Origin of the sequence: Rhodococcus koreensis (assembly GCF_900105905.1) — a bacterium.
Taxonomy (GTDB): Bacteria; Actinomycetota; Actinomycetes; order Mycobacteriales; family Mycobacteriaceae; genus Rhodococcus_F; species Rhodococcus_F koreensis.
Genome location: NZ_FNSV01000005.1, coordinates 4,701,669 through 4,721,714 on the forward strand (window position 1 = coordinate 4,701,669; position 20,046 = coordinate 4,721,714).

At 68.2% G+C, this 20,046-nt stretch carries 21 protein-coding genes; 8 read left to right on the forward strand and 13 right to left on the reverse strand.

What is annotated here, in order from left to right; all coding sequences use genetic code 11:
• Positions 1–3 precede the first annotated feature (3 nt).
• The 3 genes from BLV94_RS26000 to BLV94_RS26010 all read left to right on the forward strand — a co-directional run bounded on the left by BLV94_RS26000 (position 4) and on the right by BLV94_RS26010 (position 2,009).
• Positions 4–906, forward strand: a complete 903-nt coding sequence (locus tag BLV94_RS26000) for a LysR family transcriptional regulator (RefSeq protein ID WP_072949528.1) — start codon at positions 4–6, stop codon at positions 904–906.
• An 85-nt stretch (positions 907–991) separates the two neighbouring features.
• Entirely contained in the window at positions 992–1,291 is a 300-nt protein-coding gene (locus BLV94_RS26005; RefSeq protein ID WP_095865705.1) for a hypothetical protein, read from the forward strand.
• Positions 1,292–1,403: 112 nt separating this feature from the next.
• On the forward strand, positions 1,404–2,009 hold the full coding sequence (locus tag BLV94_RS26010) for an Rv1733c family protein (RefSeq protein WP_179377888.1): 606 nt from the start codon (positions 1,404–1,406) through the stop codon (positions 2,007–2,009).
• Between the two features lie 10 nt (positions 2,010–2,019).
• On the opposite strand, the gene BLV94_RS26015 is transcribed toward BLV94_RS26010, so the two are convergent.
• From BLV94_RS26015 to BLV94_RS26065, 11 genes are all read right to left on the reverse strand, one after another.
• A complete protein-coding gene (locus BLV94_RS26015) occupies positions 2,020–2,964 on the reverse strand; it encodes a dioxygenase family protein (protein WP_072949535.1) in 945 nt (314 codons plus the stop codon).
• Positions 2,965–3,109: 145 nt separating this feature from the next.
• On the reverse strand, positions 3,110–3,310 hold the full coding sequence (locus BLV94_RS26020) for a hypothetical protein (RefSeq protein WP_072949538.1): 201 nt from the start codon (positions 3,308–3,310) through the stop codon (positions 3,110–3,112).
• Positions 3,311–3,409: 99 nt separating this feature from the next.
• Positions 3,410–3,994, reverse strand: coding sequence for an Rv1733c family protein (locus BLV94_RS26025; RefSeq protein WP_072949540.1), 585 nt, complete (start codon positions 3,992–3,994; stop codon positions 3,410–3,412).
• A 169-nt stretch (positions 3,995–4,163) separates the two neighbouring features.
• On the reverse strand, positions 4,164–5,297 hold the full coding sequence (locus BLV94_RS26030; RefSeq protein WP_072949542.1) for a DUF3500 domain-containing protein: 1,134 nt from the start codon (positions 5,295–5,297) through the stop codon (positions 4,164–4,166).
• 57 nt (positions 5,298–5,354) lie between these two features.
• Positions 5,355–6,989 carry an FAD-dependent oxidoreductase gene (locus BLV94_RS26035; protein WP_072949544.1) on the reverse strand — a complete coding sequence of 545 codons (1,635 nt, stop codon included), beginning with the start codon at positions 6,987–6,989 and terminating at the stop codon, positions 5,355–5,357.
• A complete protein-coding gene (locus BLV94_RS26040; RefSeq protein WP_072949546.1) occupies positions 6,986–7,831 on the reverse strand; it encodes a fumarylacetoacetate hydrolase family protein in 846 nt (281 codons plus the stop codon). Before BLV94_RS26040 ends, BLV94_RS26035 begins: the two co-directional genes overlap by 4 nt.
• 41 nt (positions 7,832–7,872) lie before the next feature.
• Positions 7,873–9,150, reverse strand: a complete 1,278-nt coding sequence (locus BLV94_RS26045; protein WP_072949592.1) for an MFS transporter — start codon at positions 9,148–9,150, stop codon at positions 7,873–7,875.
• Between the two features lie 134 nt (positions 9,151–9,284).
• Positions 9,285–9,962, reverse strand: coding sequence for a FadR/GntR family transcriptional regulator (locus BLV94_RS26050; RefSeq protein WP_072949549.1), 678 nt, complete (start codon positions 9,960–9,962; stop codon positions 9,285–9,287).
• Between the two features lie 51 nt (positions 9,963–10,013).
• Entirely contained in the window at positions 10,014–11,084 is a 1,071-nt protein-coding gene (locus BLV94_RS26055; RefSeq protein WP_072949551.1) for a quercetin 2,3-dioxygenase, read from the reverse strand.
• A complete protein-coding gene (locus BLV94_RS26060; RefSeq protein WP_072949554.1) occupies positions 11,081–12,025 on the reverse strand; it encodes an alpha/beta hydrolase in 945 nt (314 codons plus the stop codon). Before BLV94_RS26060 ends, BLV94_RS26055 begins: the two co-directional genes overlap by 4 nt.
• A 73-nt stretch (positions 12,026–12,098) precedes the next feature.
• On the reverse strand, positions 12,099–12,773 hold the full coding sequence (locus BLV94_RS26065; RefSeq protein WP_241031429.1) for a TetR/AcrR family transcriptional regulator: 675 nt from the start codon (positions 12,771–12,773) through the stop codon (positions 12,099–12,101).
• A gap of 143 nt (positions 12,774–12,916) precedes the next feature.
• Here BLV94_RS26065 and BLV94_RS26070 point away from each other — a divergent pair, with 143 nt between their 5' ends.
• The gene (locus BLV94_RS26070; protein WP_072949559.1) at positions 12,917–14,200 is read left to right on the forward strand and encodes an MFS transporter; all 1,284 of its coding nucleotides are present in this window, start codon (positions 12,917–12,919) and stop codon (positions 14,198–14,200) included.
• Positions 14,197–16,905, forward strand: a complete 2,709-nt coding sequence (locus BLV94_RS26075) for an alpha-L-rhamnosidase (RefSeq protein WP_072949562.1) — start codon at positions 14,197–14,199, stop codon at positions 16,903–16,905. The genes BLV94_RS26070 and BLV94_RS26075 overlap by 4 nt, the downstream gene beginning before the upstream one ends.
• Here BLV94_RS26075 and BLV94_RS26080 read toward each other — a convergent pair.
• Positions 16,868–17,644: a pirin family protein gene (locus tag BLV94_RS26080; RefSeq protein WP_072949564.1), complete on the reverse strand. Its 777-nt coding sequence runs from the start codon at positions 17,642–17,644 to the stop codon at positions 16,868–16,870. The two genes, BLV94_RS26075 and BLV94_RS26080, sit on opposite strands and share 38 nt — an antisense overlap.
• A 36-nt stretch (positions 17,645–17,680) precedes the next feature.
• Positions 17,681–18,190, reverse strand: coding sequence for a VOC family protein (locus tag BLV94_RS26085; RefSeq protein ID WP_072949567.1), 510 nt, complete (start codon positions 18,188–18,190; stop codon positions 17,681–17,683).
• Between the two features lie 102 nt (positions 18,191–18,292).
• On the opposite strand from BLV94_RS26085, the gene BLV94_RS26090 reads away from it, so the two are divergent.
• The 3 genes from BLV94_RS26090 to BLV94_RS26100 all read left to right on the forward strand — a co-directional run bounded on the left by BLV94_RS26090 (position 18,293) and on the right by BLV94_RS26100 (position 19,925).
• Complete coding sequence (locus BLV94_RS26090; RefSeq protein WP_072949569.1) at positions 18,293–18,754, forward strand: MarR family winged helix-turn-helix transcriptional regulator; 462 nt, start codon at positions 18,293–18,295, stop codon at positions 18,752–18,754.
• A gap of 22 nt (positions 18,755–18,776) precedes the next feature.
• Entirely contained in the window at positions 18,777–19,253 is a 477-nt protein-coding gene (locus BLV94_RS26095; RefSeq protein WP_072949571.1) for a carboxymuconolactone decarboxylase family protein, read from the forward strand.
• Positions 19,254–19,370: 117 nt separating this feature from the next.
• On the forward strand, positions 19,371–19,925 hold the full coding sequence (locus tag BLV94_RS26100; protein WP_072949574.1) for a YceI family protein: 555 nt from the start codon (positions 19,371–19,373) through the stop codon (positions 19,923–19,925).
• The last annotated feature ends 121 nt before the right edge of the window (positions 19,926–20,046 follow it).

Consider the following 20,046-nt stretch of genomic DNA (forward strand, 5'->3'; position numbering starts at 1 on the left):
ACCATGTTGAGTTTGGAGCGCCTCCGCGCGCTGTGCGCCGTCGCCGAACACGGCTCGATCGGTGCCGCAGCGCGTGCCCTGCACGTCACACCGTCCGGGGTGTCGCAGCAACTCGGCAAGTTCGAACGCGAGGTCGGCGTCACACTCCTGGTGCCCGCGGGCCGCGGCGTTCAGCTCACCGACGCCGGCCGGCTCCTGGCCCGCCGGGGACAGGAAGCGATATCACTGCTGGCGCAGGCCGAATCCGAGGTCGTCTCCCTCGATCGCGACGTGGTGGGCGAACTGCGCATCGGATCGTTCTCCTCCGCAGGCAGGGTCGTCGTGCCGACCGCGGTGGCCACGCTGCGCAGCCGGCACCCGCAACTCGCGGTCAGCTTCTCCGCCGGCGAGACCGAGGAGCTCATACCGGCGATCGTGCGCCGCGAACTCGACCTCGCCGTCGTCGACAGCTGGGTCACGATGCCCCTGCACCTCCCCGAGGACGCCGTGCACACCCTGGTGCACCGGGACTCGGCCGACGTCGCACTGTCCCGGGACCATCCCCTCGCATCCCGCGACCACGTCGACCTCGACGAGATCGCGGACATGCCGTGGACGACGTGGAAGAAGGGGGCGGTGTTCCACACTTGGCTGGTGCAGACGCTGCGCAACCGCGGCATCGAACCGGACATCCGATACGAAGCACCCGAATTCGCGGCGCAACTCGAATTCGTCGCACACGGACTCGCCGCCGCCCTCGTGCCGCGCCTCGCCCGCGTCTGGGTGCCGGACAACGTCGCGATCGTCCCGGTGCGTCCCACTCTCGAGCGGGAGATCTACGCACTCCGCCGCGCCGACAACGACCGGCCCACGGTCCGCGCGGGCATCGAGGCGTTGACCGAGGCCTTCGCCGGCGTCGGTGCCTGACGCGCGATCCGGGAATGCCCCGTAGGGGGCGGGCCCGAGTGCCATCATGAGATCGGTCTTCGATCGGACGGCGAGAGGAGTCGCGGTGAAACTTCGGGACGTGGTGAACCAGTCGGAGGCAAACGCCGCCGCGCGGATCTACGGCGAGCCCTACGAGACGACCGACGGAGCCACCATCCTCACCGTGACCAGATATCGCGGCGTCCTGGGCCCCGCGCCGGTCGGCGTCTTCGTCGTCCACGGCGGCACCGTGTCGTGGGAGCCCGCCGTCGACGGCAATCGGGTAGCGCTCTTCGGCGAATTCATCGGACTGGCGGCCGCCGTGATCGCCACCCTCGCCATGCTCCGCCGTCCTCCGTGGCCGGACCTCGTGCAAAAGGTCTGACTCGGCGGGCGGGGCGCGAATCGAGGCCAGGCAGGAAGACCTGACAGAAGGCCCTACACGCGCAGGCGTTTCGGTTGCACAATGGTGGTGGGCAACCACCCGGAGGTGCGCGATGAGCGAAACGTGTGCAGCGCCGATACGCCTGTGGCGTCTGGGTCCGTGGAGCCGCAACCCACTCATGCGGGGTTGCGACCGACTGCGATCCGCGCTGGTCCTCGTCGGGGTGGTCTTCGTGCTCCTGATGATTCCACTGGCCGCGGCCGTCGGAACCGAGACGTACTCGCGGCTGGACAATCAGACCCAGGCCGCACTCGCCACCCAGCACTCGACCCCCGCGACGCTCGTGGAGGATTCCCGCAGCGGGAGCGCCGGCGAGGCCCTGTCCGCGGCACCGCAGTACCAAGCCCACGCGCGGGTGCAGTGGTCGGTGAACGGGCAGACGCACACCGCCGACGTTCCCACCGCAGCGGGTGCGAAGGCCGGTCAGACCGTCACCGTCTGGCTCGGCCCGAACGGCGACCTCGTCGCCGCACCGGAGACCGGTTCGCAGAACGCCGCCACGGCGGTGAGCGTCGCGTGCGGGATCTGGGTGGCGTCGACCGGCGGCTACTGCCTCCTGTTCCTGATCGTCCACTGGGTTGCGTCCCGCCGCCAGCAGGCCCGGTTGACCCGCGAATGGAACGAACTCGACAGACCTCCGGGGTGGCACGTCAGCTGACGGGCCGGCACTACCGGCCGGGCGCCCCTGCCGGCGGTTGTCCGCCGCCCCCACCCGGACCGGCCGGCGCGGACTGCGTGTTCGCCGACTTCTCGGCGACGCCGATCGTGATCGCGATGGTCATGCCGGTGGCGGGCTCGCCGGTCACGGTGGCCAGTTCGGCGTCCCAGCCGTCGCCGAACACGTTGTCCGAGTCGAGGGAGACCTTCGACAGGTTGGAGACACTGTTCGCGTAGCCGGTGTCGTACGCGAAGACCGTGGCGCACGGGTCCTGCGGCACCGCGATCTGCGACGTCAGACGGGCGTCCTCCCCGGCCACCGCCGATTCGAGGGTGTCGAACACCTCGAAGTGGATGTGCGGCCAGCGCCCGGAATAGCAGGCCGGGAAGATCGACGTGAACGACACCTTGCCCGCCGAATCCGCCACCTGGACGCCGCGCAGGTAGTTCTGCTCGGTGATGCCCTTGCCGTAGAGCGAGTACTCGCCGTCCCGGTCGCAGTGCCACAGGTAGACGGCCATTCCGGCGCCCGCCGCACAGTCCTTCGTCAGGTCCTGCAGGTCGAGTTCGATGGTCGTCGCGACACCCTCCGCCGTCCCGGAGTACGCACCGAAGCTGCTGCGGATGTCCTGGCGCACGATCCCCGACTCGACCAGGACGTTCGGGCCGTTGGACCCGTCACCGGGATACGGTCCGGCCGTTTCCTGCGGCGCCGCCGCCACGCACGTGCCGTCGCTCGCCGTGTCCGCCGTGGTCGCTGCCGCGTCCGTCGTCGAGGACGATCTCGCCGCCTGCTCGCCGCCTGCCGTCGAACAGGCGGCGAGCGCGGTCGCTCCCGCGGCGCCGAACACGAACAAGGCGCGGCGACGCGACAACATCGACTTCAGGTCATGGCTGAGACCGCGATCGTGCTCGTGCACTTCTTCGGCGTGGTGGTGACGCGGGCTGTTGGTCATGGGGACCTCCAAGGGCTGTTTCGGGGTTGGGTCCCATACAAACGGCCCCCGGTGCGGGCACCCTGGAGATTCGCTGCGAAGTCACTGTGAGGAGGTCACCACGAAGTCACTGTGAGCAGGTCACAACGGAGTCACTGTGAGCAGGTCACAGTGCTTCGGCGCCGGCCGTGCCGGAGAGCGTCTGTTTGTCGGTCTCGCGGACGAGGGGGATGCCGAGCGCAGCGAGCAGCATCCGGCAATCGTCGGCGTCGATCGAGTGGTGGGCAACGGTTCGCTGAGCGTTCCGGACGGAATCCTCGTCGAGCTCCCGCTCGCTCTCGAATATGGAAGCATCCCTGTCGGACATGGCTCCACCTTTCCTCGGCATCACCTGAATAGCCCGGAGCGAGCGCACCGAAACCGTCGTGGGGACGGCGCAATCAGGAGGTGACCGTCGAGGGAAGGATCAGCGACTGTAGGTGGCGAACAGCCTGCGGATGCTCTCGTCCCAGTACTGCTGGCGGCGGCGTTCGACGGCGCGGGCGCACATCGCCCACACCATGCCGAGGAGCAGCGCACTGGCCGCGAGGGTGAGGAGCACGGCCGCGACAGCGCTGCTGACGACGTCGGAGGTGGTGACCCTCGGGCCTGCCCAGTTGCCGTCCGCGTCGACGGCGATGGTCTTCTCGGTGCCCGCAGGCGTCCCCGAGGGGACCTCGATGCTCTGAGTGCGCGACTCGGCGGTCCAGGACCACGTCGCCTCGACCATCGGAGTGGTCCGGACCGAGCCGCGGGGCGACATGGTGATGGGGGCGTCGGTGCTGGTGACGGCCTTGACGAGGGTGGTGGTGGCGCGCTGCTGCGCGGCCCGCGCACTCTCCTGGTTCCATTGCCAGGTGCCCATCACGGCGGCGAGCACGATCGCGATACCGGCGAGTGCAGCGATGACGGATCTCAGGGTGGCCGCGTAGCGATCGACCGGTCGTGCGAACGGGTTGGACGGTCGACCCGACACCGAGTACACCACGGTTGCCTTCGAGCGCCCCAACACGATTCACCTCATTGTTTCGTTCACGTAAATTGCCTGCTTCACCAGTGTCGCCACTGATAAGGCAACAAGGAAACCGAAATGGGCAAACTTGACGAGTCTCACACTCCGAGGTCAGAGGCGTGCAGTCCGGAGTGGGCCCCGCTCAGCGCTGTGCGGGGCCGAGCGGCACTCAGGGTTCGAGGTGCGGATCGGACTGTTCGCTGGAGACCGTCCGGCTGCTCAGGTGCCCGCCGCCCCACTTCGAGTCGGTCCCGGCGTGGAGTGCGAGCAGGTCGTGGCCGAAGTCGTTGTCGAAGTCCCGCAGCACGGTGTGCAGGTGATTTCCACCGCCGACGGCGTTGACCGCTTCGATGAGGTACCGGTCTGTGTGGACGCGGAAGTAGTGCGGTGCGCCGCGCTTCTGCGCACCGGCCCACGCGAAGAACACCCGGTCGATACCCCCATCTCGCAGGGCCTGCCGGTGGCGTTCGCCGGCCTCCTCCGGCAGTCGCTCGAGGTAGCAGTCCACGAGCCCCAGCAGCGCTTGCTGTTGGTCACCGGACAATTTCGCGCCGCTGATGCCCGACGGCCGGTCGCGGACGAACTTCAGGGCGACCCGGTCCGCGTCGGTGATGGTGTAGCCGGGCATGCCGAGGTCGTAATGGTCCGGGTACTCGTAGGCCCCGATCCGCGGCACCTGCCGGGTCACGAAGTCGGCCGGCGCGACGTCATGGATGACGGCGTGGCCGCGCTGCTCGTCGTCCAGCGAGGCCAGCAGGTCGAAGGCCAGGCCCTCGTCGTCGGCCAGCGGTTTCAGCACGCCGTCGTACTCGGTGGGCTGCGCGCCCAGCGCGACCGGGGTGGCGGAGATCCACCGCTCGTCGACGATCGTCAGGTTGAGGCACACGTGGTGACCGAGGAAGCGCATCGTCCAGGTGTCCTCGAAACCCGGCCGGCCGAAGAACGTCAGGAAGTACGAATCCGACGTGCGCCATGTCTGCAGTGCCGGTCCGAGGAAATCCTGCTCGTAGTCCCGGAGCACGTGCTCGAGTTGCGGAATCGACAGCACCTTCGTGAAGGTGCGCAGCGGCACGGCCAACCGGATCAGATCCCACACCAGCACCTTCTGGTGACGGTCCAGCTGGTGGAGCGGGATGCCGGTGCGGTCCGGCTTGGGGATGATGTCCCAGTTCAGCCGTCGCGGGTCGTCGAAGTCGTCGATGATCGCGGTCGCCCGTTGCCGGGGGTCGAACGTATCGATCAAACCCATGGCGGTCACGAGCAGCTTGGTCGCCGTCTGGGGCGCCTCATGGAGAGCAGACACGTGAATCTTCCTTCTCGAGAGTGGAGGTGGAGCAGCGTTCGGCGAGGGGAGGTTTCGTCACCATCCCGCGGCGATGTCGATCGCCTTCTCGGCGTTCGCGAGGTCGCCGCCCCGCCACGCCACGTGCTGGTCGGGTCGGACGAGGACGAAGGGGCCGCCGAGGAGGCTGCCCAGAGTTCCCCCGGTGTCGGACAGCCGTAGCACCGTCAGCGGGACGCCCAGTTCCGCGGCCTTCGCCGTCAGCGCGTCGAGTTCTGCGGTGTGCCGCGAGGATCCCGCGGCATCCAGCAGGACGAGGGTGTACTCCGGGCCGAGAACGTCGTAGAGCGAACGACCGTCGCCCAACCACGCGTGCGGCAGTAGCGCTCCGGGGCACGCGGTGGGCACGTACTCCACGGGATCTTCCGCCGGCGGCGTCGACCCGTCGGGAATGATGACCGGTGAGTCGGTGTAGGCGTAGCCGAGAACGAGTCCGAGCGAGTGGAATTCGCTCTTCTTCACGGCCAGCGCCTCTGCGGTGCGACGGCGTGCCTCCTCCGCTACCGGGCCTTCCTGACCGATCTCGACGGTGGAGAAGTGGTGTGCCAAAGCCTTTTCCTGCGCTCCGGCTTCGGCGATGGTGCGGGCGGCGACGGGCCGGCGTTCGGCTTCGTAACTGTCGAGCAGCTGCGGCCCGGCCCAGCCGCGCAGCGTCGCCGCGATCTTCCAGGCGATGTTGACGGCGTCACCGATGCACGTGTTGTACCCGTGCCCGCCCCACGGCGGATTGAGATGCGCGGCGTCGCCGACGAGAAACACCCTGCCCTTGCGGTAACTGTCAGACAGCAACATTCGTGCCACCCACGGGTCGGTGGCGATGATCTCGACCGGGATCGGCTCACCGATCAGCCTGTGCACGAGCGCGGTGGCGTCGACCTCCTCGTCCCGGACGTCGACGCCCTGCACGATCGCCCACCAGGTGTCCGCCAGGTCCAGCCGGCCCACGATGCCCGCCGCCCCGGGCGCCATCACCCAGTGGTGGACGGCACCGTCGAACGGCACCCACTCCGCCAGGCCCGGCGCACGGAACAGGATGCTGAGATTGGGGCGCTCACCGGACGTGCCCTCGAACCGGGCGCCGATGGACTCGCGCACGACGCTCGCGCCGCCGTCGCACCCGAGGACGTAGTCCGCCACGACCGTTCGGGTCGGTCCCGGCCCTTCGACCGTCGCACGGACGGTGCCGTCGGCAAGTTCCTCGAGCGACGTGACGCGGGCGCCGAGTTGCAGGGTGGCGAGTTCGCTGCGCTGCACCGCTGCCCGCAGCACAGTTTCCACGACGGGTTGCGGTGCCTGCTGGCCGCGCTCGGGCGCCAGCGTCGGGGTGGCGACATCGAGCTGGAAGCCGTTCTCGAACCGGGTGATCTCGTGGCCCAGGAGCGTCGAGCAGAACACGATGTCCTGCGCCCACTCGACGGGGAGCGGCGACGCGGCACGCACCTCGTCGGCCAGTCCCCACCGCCGCAGGTGCGTCATGGTGCGAGCGTTGGTGGTCTTGGCGCGCGGGCGTTCGGCGTCGACGTCGACCCTCGGTTCGACGACCAGGCTTGCCACCCCGTGGTGGGCCAGTTCGAGCGCGGCCGCGAGTCCGGACGGTCCGCCGCCGGCGATCAGTACCGGGGTCCGCGCTACCTCGGACGCGTTGTCGGTCATGCGCCCTTCCTTCCGCTGGCATCGACGATCGGGGTCCGCAGGACGCCGAGCTTGTCGATCTCCACCTCGACGATATCGCCGGGCCCGAGCAGCCACGGTGGGTTCCGCACGTAACCGACGCCCTCCGGGGTGCCGGTGGCGATGATGTCGCCGGGGTGCAGGGTGAACGTCTCGCTGATGAGGGCGATGATCTCGCCGACCGAAAAGATCAGGTCCCGGGTGTTGCCGTCCTGCACGACTGTTCCGTTGACGCGGGTCTGCACCCGCAGACCGTCGGACAGATCCCCGACCTCACCGACGGGAACCAGCGGGCCCAGGGGGCCGGACCGGTCCCCGTTCTTGCCAAGCGTCCATTGCGCCGTCAGCTTCTGCGCCGTGCGGGCGGTGAGGTCGTTGAAGCAGGCGTAGCCGAGCACCCCGGCCTGGCCGGTGGCCGCGTCGACGCTTTCGAGCCGGGTGCCGATGAACGCGGCCACCTCACCTTCCCAGTCGAGGCCCGCCTCGTTGGCCGGCACCGGCGTCGGGACGCCATCGACGCTGAGCGACGGGGTCCACCGCCCGAACAGCGTCGGGTGGGTCGGCGGGGTGAAGCCGCCCTCGGCGGCGTGGGCCTTGTAGTTGAGGCCGACGCAGATGACGCGGGCGGAGTCGGGCACCGGCGGCACCATGCTGACGAGCGTGACGTCGATCTCCGGCGCCTCGAGATGTTCCGCCCGTGCCACCCAGCCGGCCGCGTCGCTCCAGAATTCCTCGAGTGCGGCGAGCGGTCGAACGAAGCCGTCTCGGAGGACACCCACGGTTACGGCGTCCTTGTCCTTCTTGCGGTAACCGACAATCTTCATCTATTTCATCCTTTTCGTCCGCCACCCTTCGGTGGCGAGTTCTAGCGGGAAATTTCGGTGCTGCGCGGGGTGGCCGCTTCGACGCGGTTGTCCGCATCGGCGGAGGTCGCGCGGGGGCGTCTCGGGAGGGTGGCCATCACAACACCGCCGATCAGCGCGGGCACGGCGAATGCCAGTGAGCTGACGATGACGGCACCGCCACCGGCGACGAAGAACGCGCCGTACGTGGGGCCCGCGATCGCGCCTGCCCGTCCGATTCCGAGCGCCCACCCGAGTCCGGTTGCCCGGAACCGGGCCGGGTAGAACGTCGCGATGTGATCGTTGAGCATGTTCTGGGTGCCGAGGCCGCCGAATCCGGCCAGCGCCACCAGCAGCATCAGGACGGCGGTCGGCGGGTGCGTGCCCAGCAGCGCGAGAGAGACTGCGGCCGTGGAAAACCCGGTCAGGACCAGCGGTTTGGGCCCGAACCGTTCGGCCAGCACGGAGGCGAGCAGCGTTCCGACGATGGCGCCGGCGCTGTAGACGAGCAGGAACGTCACCGCCGAACCGATCGGGTAACCGGCATTACGCATGATCTGCGGCAGCCAGGTGGTCACCCCGAACATGGTGAGCATGCTGCAGATCGCGACGAACCAGATGCCGACCGTGGCCCGCCCCATCCCGTCACCGAACAGCTTGGCGACCGGCGACTTCGACGCCCGGCCCTCGGAGGATCGTTCGACGGCGAACGCCCGCGACTCCGGCAGAAACGCGAACGCCAACGGCAGCAACGTGATCAGCGGAACCGCACCGAATGCGTAGACCGGGCGGAAGCCGAACTCTTCGAGCAGCAGCAGGGACGCGGTCGATGCGAGGACGCCGCCGAATGCCGGCCCGGTGAGCACCATGCCGAGGATCCGGGACCGGTAGGCGGGGGACGCGAACTCCGCCGCCATCGCGATGGCGGTGGGCATCAACCCGCCGATGCCCAGGCCGGCCACCAACCGGGTTGCGGCGAAGATCTCGAAGGTCGGGGCGATCGCGGTGACCAGGGTTGCCGTCGAGAAGAGCGTCAGGCACGCGAGGAACAGGCGGCGACGGCCGAGGATGTCGGTGAGCGTCCCGGCCGTCAGCGAACCGATGAGGACTCCGACCAGGGCGGCGCTGCCCACGGTGCCTGCCGCGCCGGCGGTGATGAACCACGGGGCGTGCCCGATCAGGGCGGGCAGGGTGGCGCCGTAGACGAACAGGTCGTATCCGTCGCTGAGGAGGGCAGCCCAGCAGAGGACGGGCACGAGCACTCTGCCGCGGCCGCCGGGCGAGGACGTGGAGAAATTCATGCGGAACACTCCTGGTCAGTGAGGGAGGATCAACTCGTCCATAAACGGTTATAACCGTTATGTGTGATGGTAGCCACAGACCACTGCCCCCTGTCAAGCACTGCATTCGGGAAAGGGCGGCGAAAAGTGATCGCTCAGTGAGCGTGCGCCTGCGCGGCCGCGCGGGCACTCGCCGCGTCGCCGGACTCGATGGCATCGACCAGTGCGCGGTGCACGTCGATCCGTCGCGCGAAGTACTCGCTGTTGGTGGCGCTTCGTTCGCGGCTCGCGCGCGTCGCGTGCTGCTCCACGTAGGTTTCGAGGCTCAGATAGGTTTCGCGCAACACCCGGTTGGGGCCGATCGCCACGATCCGGCGGTGCAGATCCCACACGGTGCGGATGAACGCCTCGGGGTCGCCGGCCGAGTCCTCGAGGACGGTCATCAGTCTCCGCAGGTCGGCGACGTCGGCCGCGGTCCGGTGCCGGGCGGCCAGTTCCGTCACGAGGGGTTCCAACTCTTCTCGGACGGCGATGGCGTCGGCGACTCCCGCCGCGTCGCCCTCGACGGTCAGCAGGGTGCGGCCGAGCCGGACCACCGACGACGGTTCGGCGACGAACAGGCCACCGCCGGGCCCGGGCCGGACGGTGATGACTCCCCGATCCTGCAGGAGCCGGACGGCCTCTATGACCGTTCCGCGGGCCATCCCCGACTCCTCCTGGAGTTCCTTGCGGGTGCCCACCCGATCACCGGGCGCGAGTTCGCCCGCGGCGATCCGATCCTGGATATGGGCGACCAGGGACTCTGCCCGGGTGACGGTGCTCTGGATCGCCATGGCTCGAGTGTAGAGCTCAGCCGCTCCGGCGGCGTGCGCGCCGGGCGGGACTCACCGCCCGGCGCCTCGGGCGGGCGGCGGGCCGACGACCTCGAGGTCCAGCTCCGCACGCGCCCGTGCGAACCCGTCGGCCGGGAACTGCATGTCGCCGCCCTCGGTGTGCACGTGCGCGTCCGTCGGGACGTTCATGTACTCGAAGAACTTCTCGAACACGCCGGTGGTCAGCAGGCCGAGCATCTGCGTGTCGTGGCTGTCGAACGCGAAACTGTGGATCGTTCCGGCAGGCGCATGGAGGAAGTCGCCCTTGGTCAGCGTGATCTCCCGACCGTTGGCGTGCAGGAGAATTCGACCCTCGATGCAGAAGAAGTTCTCGGTGTGCTCGCGGTGGAAGTGACGGGGAATGTACGAACTCTTGCCGCCCATGGTGTGCATCGCGAAATACGTTCCGCCGGTGTTCCGGGGCCGTGCGAGGTACGTGTTCAGCTGGTCGAGACTCGCCCAGCGGTCGCCTTCGCCCGCCTGCAGCACATAGGGGGACTCCGCGGCGGGCAACGCCGTGCCGGTCACCGCAGGCAGGTCCTTCTTCTCGAGATCGTGGAACCGGATGCCGAACCGATCCGCGAGTTCGGATTGCCGCGCGTCCGACATCGGCGCCGCGGCGGAGTCGAAGACGTGCGACTGGGTTGCGTGGCCGGTAGCCTGCGACCACCGGTGCCCGTCGCCGACGGTGAGCCAGCTCAGGAACCGGGTCCGGTGCGCGAGCATGCGGTACGCGTACGGCGTCCCGGCCGGGACGGTGACCGAGTCGCCCGGCACGAGCAGGTGCGATTCGCCCGGCAACCACACCTGCAGCCGTCCGTCGGTGACGTACAGGAAGCGATGCTCGCGGTCGTGGGAGAGGAACGGGGTCTCGGTTCCCTTGCCGCCATACACATATGCGGCGCCGAATTGTCCGCCGGTGTCCTCAGGGCGGGCGATGACGGTGATCAGTTGCCCGCCGAGTTCGTGGCGCTCACCTTCACCGGCAGCCATGGCGTAGGGCACGCAGCGGCCGGGAAGGGTGTCGAGTTGCGGGGCGACAGCGTGGACCTCGTCGAGGACGGGAATGTCGAAAGTAGTCATGGTGTGCGTGTTCCTGGTTTCAGTGTGTGCGAGAAGAAGGCTTCGATCGCGGCGAATGAGGCGGAGGAGTACCTCTCGGTCAGTGCGCGACCGAAGTCGCTCACCGCGCGGGTCGAGGCCGGCGCCTGCGGATCTCGTTCGAGACGGCCTTGGTCGAGGGTCTGGTCGGGGCCGAGTTCGAGGACGTGCCCCGGGTTGAAGAACCCATGCCCGAATCCCTCGATCAGGTAGAGAATGGCGTCGTTGCCGTGAGCGACGAGCGCGTCGTACAACGCGACGCTCTGCGTGAACGGCACCAGGTTGTCGGCGACACCGTGCATGACCAGAAACGGCGGCGCTCCGGGCGCCACGTGCAGCGCGGGGCTCGCGGATCGCGCCGCGTCCAGTCGGTCCCGGATCGCGCCACCGAGCAACGACGCCTCCGGGGAATGGCCCTCCCCCGGTGTCCGTTCCGCGGAGAGGTCTACGAGGCCGGGCAGGTCGGCGGGCCCGTAACCGTCGACGACGGCCTGCACCGAGCTGTCGACGGTCGTGGGTTCTTCCCCGCGCAATCGTGTTGTGGCCGAGTGCACTCCGGTCAGCGCGGCGAGGTGCCCACCGGCCGACGATCCCCACACACCGATCCGGTCGGGGTCGATGCCGTGGTCCGCGGCGTTGGCGCGCAGCCAGCGCACCGCCCGCCGGACATCGAAGAGCTGGCCGGGGTGGCAGGTCCCGGGCGCGAGGCGGTAGTCGATGCTGACCATGACGTAGCCGTGTCCTGCGAAGTGTTGCACCAGATCTGGGCATGCAGTGCGGTCTTGAAGCCGCCAACCACCTCCGTGCACCCACACGATCGCAGGCAATGGATGCGCTGCCTCGGCGGGGCGTACGAGATCGAGTAGCAGATCGGGGGCGTACTCGACGGTGGATCGGCGGACGACGGTCGAAGCCGTGTCCAAGGGATTGAACTCCTTCGGATGCAGGACCCGGGCCTGGGTCGCCGCTCGCGCGGTTGTAAGGCCCTTCCATAGGTCACTGTCTGTCGGGCACAGTAGCAGCTTCGACAACCTGAACGGAAGACCCGGATTCTTCCTCCGTCGCGCCGGTCAGCGCGGCGGTCAGCCGCGCGGCATGTCCGCGGACACCCTCGACGATGTCGACGACGCCGTCGCTGAGCACCCACTGCAACTGCAGGCCGTCGCTCACCGCAATGCATTCACGCGCGAGCGCCGGGAAGTCCAGCGATGCCGGCAGCCCGTCTCGGTGCACCCCCTGACGCAGGCGCGCCGCGAGGGCATCGACGGCGCCGTCGTAGCGCTGCGCGAGGACGGCGTGGGCGGGACTGCTCGGATCCGCCGCCTCCGCGCTCACCAGCACGAACAGTTCGATGAGACCCGGCTGTCCGACGAGTCGCCGCGCCGCGTCGACCATCGCATCCAGGGTCGCCAGACCCGACACCTCGGCGGGGAGGGTGTCCCACCACTCGGCCGAGGTGTCGAGGCGGTACTGCGCCACGGCCAGAAGGAGGTGCTTCTTAGACGGAAAGTGGTGCAGCAGACCACTGTCGCTGATTCCCGCGTCGGTGGCGATGCTGGCCATGGTGGTCGCGTGGTACCCCTCCGCCGAGAATCGCCCCGCGGCCGCCTCCACGATTCGCGTGCGCCGCTCGATACCCACCGAGTAGCTGCCACGCGCCCGTTTTCCCATGTCGTCACGATACGACAGCACGATTCTCGGATTGAAAACCGGATACACCCGGTTTTCGTGTACGGTGCTGTGCATCACACTGCGACGTCCGCTGCGCCCCACCTCGCCGCGCGGATCTCCACTTCACGGAAGGCGGAACGCCGATGGCTACCGTTCGCTCCACACACCCGTCCCCCGCACAGCTCGGCCACCCCTCCGCGGTCACCGCGCCGCGCCCCCGCTACGTCGTCCCCGCCCTGGTCGTCGGCGCATTCGGGGTGTACTTCGGCAGTCTGACCCCAACCATCATCACGCTGTCGATCCGCATCTTCGGCGTGGACGCCGAAGGCAAGACACTCGGACTGTCTACGGTGGTGCTGATCGGCGCCCTCGTCGCGCTCGCCTCGATACCGCTGTTCGGCTCCCTGTCCGATCGCACGACCAGCCGGCTCGGCAGGCGCACCCCGTGGCTGATCGGCGGCGCTCTCGTCGCGTTGGCCGGCCTCACCGTGATCGCGCTGGCGACGAACGTCGCGGCGATCGCCGCGGGCTGGGCACTCGCGCAGCTGGGCTACTCCGCGGCGCTGGCCGGGTTCGTCGCGCTCATCCCCGACTTCGTCCCCGACCATCTGCGCGCCCGGTTGTCGGGGATGATCGGCTTCGTCACGGCGTTCGCCGTTCTCGCAGGCGTCACCCTCGGGAGCCGCCTCGCCGACCACCCGGTGCCGATGATGATCATCCCCGGCATTACCGCCATCGTGTGCCTGACCGTCGTCGCCGTGGTCATCCGAGGCGCCGACTCGGGTGTGGACCCGGCCACGTTGCAGCCCTACAGCTTTCGCGAGTTCGCGGCAAGCTACTGGATCAACCCGATCCGGCACGCGGACTTCGCGCTCAACTGGATCAGCCGGTTTCTGTTCGGGCTCGCGATGGTCGGGCTCACCACCTACGCGACCTACTTCCTGGTCGACGCGGCCGGACTGAGCATCACGGACGCGGCCGCCGAATACGCCCACGCCACCGCTGTCACCACCCCCATCTCGATCGGGTCGTTCCTGCTCGCCGGATTCCTCTCCGACAAACTGGGCCGGCGCAAGGCCTTCGTCGCGGTCGCATCGTTCCTCACCGGCGGCGCGCTGGTGTATCTGGCCGTGAACCCGCACGTCAGCGGGTTCCTGCTGGCGTTCGTCGCCTTCACGATCGGTCAGGCGTGCTACCTCACGGTCGACATCGCGATCGCCGCCGCGGTCATCCCCGACGTCCGGCAGACGGCCAAGGCGATGAGCGTGTACCAGGTGGCGGCCACACTCCCCTATGCCGTCGTCCCGCTCATCGGCACCGTGCTCCTTCCACTCACCGGCGACAACTATGCGCTTCTGTTCTGCGTCCTGGCGGCCTGCGCCGCCGTCGCCGGCGCAGCCCTTCTGTTCGTGCGGTCGATCCGATGACGACACCGACACACCTGCGCCTCGAACATCTCCGGCCCGGGGAACCCTGCGGCACCACCCACCCGCGACTGTCCTGGTGGCTGCCCACCGGAAGCACCGGTCAGCTGGCGTACCAAATCCGGGTCACTGGCATTTCCGACCGCACGTCGAGCACCCTGTTCACCACCGAGATCATCGAGGGACGCGACCACGTCCTCGTACGGCCCTGGACAGCAACACATCCGGTGCCTACCGCAGGCGAGGCACGCACCTGGCAGGTGCGGTGCTGGACGGATCTCGGACCGAGCGATTGGTCCGAGCCCGCTCCGTGGGTCACCGGCCTTCTGCACGGCGGCGACCTCACGGCCGACTGGATCGAACCGTACGAGCCCGACGTTCCGCCGCTCGGTCACCGTCCCGCATACCGGCTGCGCGCCTCCTGGCGACCGCGGGCGGAGATCACACACGCCTCGTTGTTCGCGACCGCTCACGGCATCTACGAGTTCTTCGTCAACGATGTCCGGGTCGGCGATCACGAGCTGACCCCGGGCTTCACCGCCTACCGCGCGCACCTGCAGGTGCAGCATTTCGACGTCACCGACCTGCTGCGCCAAGGACACAACGACCTGGGAATCCTGCTGAGCGACGGGTGGTTCCGTGGCCGGCACGGGTTCGAGCGCCACGGCGACGGATTCGGGGATCGGCTTGCCGCGCTCGCGGAACTGCACGTCCGTTATGCCGACGGAACGTCGGAACGCTTCGGCACCGGCGACGGCTGGACCAGCGCACCGAGTGAGATCGACGCCGCCGACCTGATGGACGGCCAGCGGGTGGATCTGCGCCGGGTGCCCGCCGACGAGGTACACCACCCGGCCGTGGTCGCTCGCGGTGGACTCTACGACGATCGTGCCCGGTTGACGACCGGCGTGGCACCCCCGGTGCGCCGGATCGAAACACTGGCGGCGGTGGCCGTCACCGAGCCCCGACCCGGAACGTACGTCGTGGATTTCGGGCAGAACATCAACGGATGGGTGGCTGCGTCCGACCTCGGCCCGGCCGGCACGCGCGTGACCCTCACCCACGGTGAGTCCCTCGCCGCCGACGGGAGGGTCGACACGGATCACCTGCGCGCTTTCGAGTTCGCGACCGGCAAGAGTTTGCCTGCCGGTCAGGTCGACCACGTCGTGTCATCGGGGCGCCGCGGCGAGGCATTCGAGCCGCGCCACACCACTCACGGGTTCCGGTACGTCCAGATCGACGGGACCGAGACGAAACCGGGGCCCGACTCGATCACCGCCGCCGTCGTGCACACCGACCTGGAACAGGTGGGAAGTTTCGGGTGCGACAACGATCGTGTCGAGAAACTCCACGCCGCCGCGGTGTGGAGTTTCCGCGGCAACGCCTGCGACGTCCCGACCGATTGTCCCCAGCGCGAGCGGTCGGGCTTCACCGGCGACTGGCAGGTCTACGTCGAAACAGCGGCCTTCACACATGATGTCGCGGGATTCAGCGACAAATGGCTGCGTGACCTCGCCGCCGACCAGTGGCCGGACGGCACGGTACCCAACATCGTGCCCAACCCGGCAGGCAACCAGCCGTCGGGTAACCATTTCGCCGACATCGCCAACGGCTCGGCCGGTTGGGGCGACGCCGCCGTCATCGTCCCGTGGCAGCTGTGGCGCCTGTACGGCGACGTCGAAGTCCTGGAACGCCAATACGATTCCATGACGCGGTGGGTCGAGCTGGCCGCCGGCACGGCGCGCGACCGCCGCCATCCCGACCGCGCGCGTGCGCGTCCCACACCGGACGACCACGAGAAATATCTGTGGGACACCGGTTTTCACTGGGGAGAGTGGCTCGAACCCGACGAGATTCCCGCGCCCGATCCCGCTCGCGATCACAGTGTGGTCGCCACCGCGTACCTCGCGCGGTCGGCGGGACTGCTCGCGCAGATCGCCGGCGTGCTGGGTCGCAACCGGGACGAGTGCCGCTATGCCACGATCGCCGCGGGGGCCGTCCACGCCTGGCAGCGCGAATTCATCGCGCCGGACGGCACTCTGACCCACCCGACCCAGGCGAACTATGTCCGCGCCCTGGAGTTCGACCTCGTTCCGGCGGAGGCCCGCCACCGGTTCGCCGACGAACTCGCACAGTTGCTCGCCGACAACGACGATCACCTCGGCACCGGTTTCCTGGCCACCGGGATGTTGCTGCCCGCGCTCGCACGCAACGGGCACCTCGACACCGCCTACCGGGTACTGCTGTCCACCGGCAATCCGTCCTGGATGGAGATGATCGACCGCGGCGCCACCACCATCTGGGAGCGATGGGACGGAGTCGACGAGAACGGCCGCGCCACCGCCTCACTGAATCACTACGCCAAGGGCGCGATCATCTCGTTTCTCCACCAGTTCGTCGCCGGCCTGCGCCCGGCCGAGACCACCGGCCCCGACACCGTCGGTTATCGCCGATTCGTCGTCGATCCGCGCCCCGGCGGGGACATCAATGCCGCCCACGCCGAGCACTGCAGCCCGTACGGCAACATCGCGGTGCGCTGGACGATCACCGACGACCTGTTCACCGTGAACCTGACCGTGCCGGCAGGCAGCGAATGCGAACTTCGACTAGGAAATACGACGGAACTCCTCCGGTCCGGGACCTACACCCGCACCTGCCCCGCCGCTCGCGTCATCCGGCGATCTTCGCGTGCATTTCCCACACGATGATCTCGGCACCGGTGTCGGTGGTCAACTGCTGTCCACCGCCACCGCCGATCCGGACGGCGTCGCCCTCGGCGAGGAGGCCGACACCCTCCAGCGAGGCTTCGCCGCGTGCGACGAAGACGTGGAGGAACGGGGAGTCGGGCAGGGTGATGGGCGCCTGGCCGGGCTGCAGTCGTGCGACATGCATTGCGGCGTACTTGTTCTTGATGCGGATCGCCGAGTGGTCGGCGTGGCCCGGCATGCCGGACGCGACGGGAACCAGCCCGCCGGTGAGCAACTCGTGGTCGATTTCGAGTTGCTCGTAGCCGGGGGTGATCCCGGCTTCGTCGGGGACGACCCACATCTGGATGAAGTGGACCGGATCGCGGTGCTCGTCGGCGTCTCCCTGCAGTCGCCACGAGTCGTTCTTCTCCGAGTGCAGGATTCCGGTTCCCGCGCTCATGCGCTGGGCGAGTCCGGGGTAGATGACGCCGGAGTGGCCCATCGAATCCTGGTGCACCAGCGAACCCTGGAGAACCCAGGTGACGATCTCCATGTCCTGGTGCGGGTGGGTGTCGAAACCCTGACCGGGGACGACGATGTCGTCGTTGTTGACCATGAGCACACCGTGGTGGGTGTTGGCCGGGTCGTAGTGGTTGCTGAACGAGAAGGAATGCTTGGAATCGAGCCAGCCCACGTTCGTCTTGAAGCGGTCGTCGGCGCGGCGGACGTCGAGGCGGGGTGAGGTGATGGCGGCAGTCATGAGTGAATCCTTTCCAGCGTTCTCAGAGCAGGGTTTTCACAGAACTTGTGAGCCGTACATTTCGCCGAGCGGATCGGCGATGAGTTCGAGGCGGGCACCGTCGGGATCGCGGAAGTACAGCGACACCTCGCTGTGTTCGACGAGTTCGACGCCGGCGTCGACCAGTTTCGTGCGCAGGTGATTCCAGCGGCCGGGTTCGACGCTGATCGCGATGTGGTGGAGTCCGCCGAGCACTTCCTGATACGGGCCGACCTCGAGGCCCGGGAAGTCGAAGAAGGCGAGCAGGTTGCCGTTGCCGATGTCGAAGAAGAAGTGCGAAGACCCGGGGTAGTCGCGATTCTCGATCAGTTCGGTCAGCGGGAACTCGAGGAGATCCTGATAGAACCGGACGGTGCGCTCGACGTCGCTGCTGATCAGCGCGGTGTGGTGGAGTCCGCGGGCCGAGGATGCGGGCCGCGACGAGACGGGCTTCAGATGCTCGGCGCGGATCCTGTCGCGTTGCGCGGCGAACCGCTGGGAGCGCTCCTGCTCGTCTGTGGTGCTCATTGCCCGAACCTCTCTCCGCGAAACGCCGATGATTGCGCTTTCAACTATCACCACCGTACACCAAGTAGTTGCGCTGTCAACTACTTGGGATATGCTGGTCCCGTGGAATCGACCAGATGGCTCAGCGCCGAAGAACAGAACACGTGGCGCGCCTACCTGGACGCCACCCGACTACTCCTGCAGGCGCTCGATCGGCAGCTCACCCGCGACTCCGGAATCTCGTTCACGGACTTCGAACTTCTCGTCGTGCTGTCGGAGGCGCCGCAGCGGCAACTGCGGATGCGGGAACTCGCCGACGCGGTCACCACGACGCGCAGTGGCGTGACCCGGGCGATCAGCCGGCTGGTCGAGGCAGGCTGGGTGCGGCGGCTGGAGTGCAAGGACGACAAGCGGGGAATGCTGGCCGAGCTGACCGACGCCGGCGCCGAGAAGCTCGCCGCCGCTAGCCCCGGACACGTGGCGGAGGTGCGCCGCGACATGTTCGACCTGCTCTGCCCCCGGGACGTCGCCATCCTCGGGCACGACTTCGGCGAAATGCGCGCCCACCTGCAGGAGAACCCCTGAGCCACCCACCGAAAGGCCGGTCATGAGCAGCACGTCCACGGAGAACGACTACGTCCACATCGACAAACAGAGTCCGGCCGTCTATCAGGCGCAGATCGGCGTCGCCAAGGCCATCCGTCACGCGACCACCGAGGCCGGGATGGACCGGCGGTTCGTCGAGTTGATCAACGTCCGCGTCTCCCAGATCAACCGCTGCGCGTACTGCCTGGACGTGCACGTCGCCGCGGCGATCGCGGCGGGCGAATCCCAGCAGCGTCTCGCGGTTCTGCCTGCCTGGCGGGAGACGACACTGTTCTCCGAACGCGAGGTCGCGGCCCTCACCCTGGCCGAGTCGATCACCACGCTCCCGGACGCGCACCGCCAGGACGCCGACTACGCCTTCGCGCGGCGGTTCCTGTCCGAGCAGGAGATCTCCACGGTGAGCTGGATCGCCGTCACGATGAACGCGTTCAACCGGATCTCCATCGTCAGTCGCCATCAGGTCCGGCCGAAGCAGTAACCGCAGCTCACCCACCCTTCGCAGATTTTAGTTGACATCGCAACGACTTGCCCCTACCTTAGTAGTTGCAGATTCAATTACCTCGATTCGAGTGCCGTTCACCGTCAAGGAGTTTTCATGACCACCGCCACCGCCACCCTCCCCAACCTCACCGCCGGAACCTGGACCATCGACACCGTCCACTCCACCGTCGGCTTCTCCGTCCGCCACCTCATGGTCAGCAAGGTCCGCGGCACGTTCAACGATTTCGCAGGCGCGATCACCGTCGCCGAGGACGGCACCACTGCCGTCACCGCCGAAATCCAGGTCGCGTCCATCGACACCAAGAACACCGACCGCGACGCCCACATCAAGTCCGCCGACTTCTTCGACGCCGAGCAGTACCCCACCGCCACCTTCACCTCCACCGCCGTCCGCGCCAAGGGCGACGACTACGTGGTCGAGGGCGACTTCACCCTCCACGGCGTCACCCGGCAGGTCGAGCTCGCCCTCGAGTTCAACGGCGTCAACCCCGGCATGGGCAACGGGCCGGTCGCCGGCTTCGAAGCCACCACCGTCCTCAACCGCAAGGACTTCGGCATCACCATCGACATGCCCCTCGAAGGCGGCGGCGCCGTCGTCGGCGACAAGATCACCATCACCCTCGAGATCGAGGCCGGCCTTCAGGCCTGACCCACCCGCACCACCGGAACCACCCGCGCCCCGTCGTCCACCCGGACGACGGGGCGCGTCGTTGTGAACACGACGCAACACTTTCGATCGACGTGATCCAGGTCATTGTGATCTTGGGCAG

Bases quoted from the DNA above. Each gene is read 5' to 3' on its own strand.
- BLV94_RS26000 (WP_072949528.1), top strand. From the start codon at position 4: ATGTTGAGTTTGGAGCGCCTCCGCGCGCTGTGCGCCGTCGCCGAACAC.
- BLV94_RS26010 (WP_179377888.1), top strand. From the start codon at position 1,404: ATGAGCGAAACGTGTGCAGCGCCGATACGCCTGTGGCGTCTGGGTCCG.
- BLV94_RS26015 (WP_072949535.1), bottom strand. From the start codon at position 2,964: ATGACCAACAGCCCGCGTCACCACCACGCCGAAGAAGTGCACGAGCAC.
- BLV94_RS26020 (WP_072949538.1), bottom strand. From the start codon at position 3,310: ATGTCCGACAGGGATGCTTCCATATTCGAGAGCGAGCGGGAGCTCGAC.
- BLV94_RS26035 (WP_072949544.1), bottom strand. From the start codon at position 6,989: ATGACCGACAACGCGTCCGAGGTAGCGCGGACCCCGGTACTGATCGCC.
- BLV94_RS26040 (WP_072949546.1), bottom strand. From the start codon at position 7,831: ATGAAGATTGTCGGTTACCGCAAGAAGGACAAGGACGCCGTAACCGTG.
- BLV94_RS26045 (WP_072949592.1), bottom strand. From the start codon at position 9,150: ATGAATTTCTCCACGTCCTCGCCCGGCGGCCGCGGCAGAGTGCTCGTG.
- BLV94_RS26050 (WP_072949549.1), bottom strand. From the start codon at position 9,962: ATGGCGATCCAGAGCACCGTCACCCGGGCAGAGTCCCTGGTCGCCCAT.
- BLV94_RS26055 (WP_072949551.1), bottom strand. From the start codon at position 11,084: ATGACTACTTTCGACATTCCCGTCCTCGACGAGGTCCACGCTGTCGCC.
- BLV94_RS26065 (WP_241031429.1), bottom strand. From the start codon at position 12,773: ATGGGAAAACGGGCGCGTGGCAGCTACTCGGTGGGTATCGAGCGGCGC.
- BLV94_RS26070 (WP_072949559.1), top strand. From the start codon at position 12,917: ATGGCTACCGTTCGCTCCACACACCCGTCCCCCGCACAGCTCGGCCAC.
- BLV94_RS26075 (WP_072949562.1), top strand. From the start codon at position 14,197: ATGACGACACCGACACACCTGCGCCTCGAACATCTCCGGCCCGGGGAA.
- BLV94_RS26080 (WP_072949564.1), bottom strand. From the start codon at position 17,644: ATGACTGCCGCCATCACCTCACCCCGCCTCGACGTCCGCCGCGCCGAC.
- BLV94_RS26085 (WP_072949567.1), bottom strand. From the start codon at position 18,190: ATGAGCACCACAGACGAGCAGGAGCGCTCCCAGCGGTTCGCCGCGCAA.
- BLV94_RS26095 (WP_072949571.1), top strand. From the start codon at position 18,777: ATGAGCAGCACGTCCACGGAGAACGACTACGTCCACATCGACAAACAG.
- BLV94_RS26100 (WP_072949574.1), top strand. From the start codon at position 19,371: ATGACCACCGCCACCGCCACCCTCCCCAACCTCACCGCCGGAACCTGG.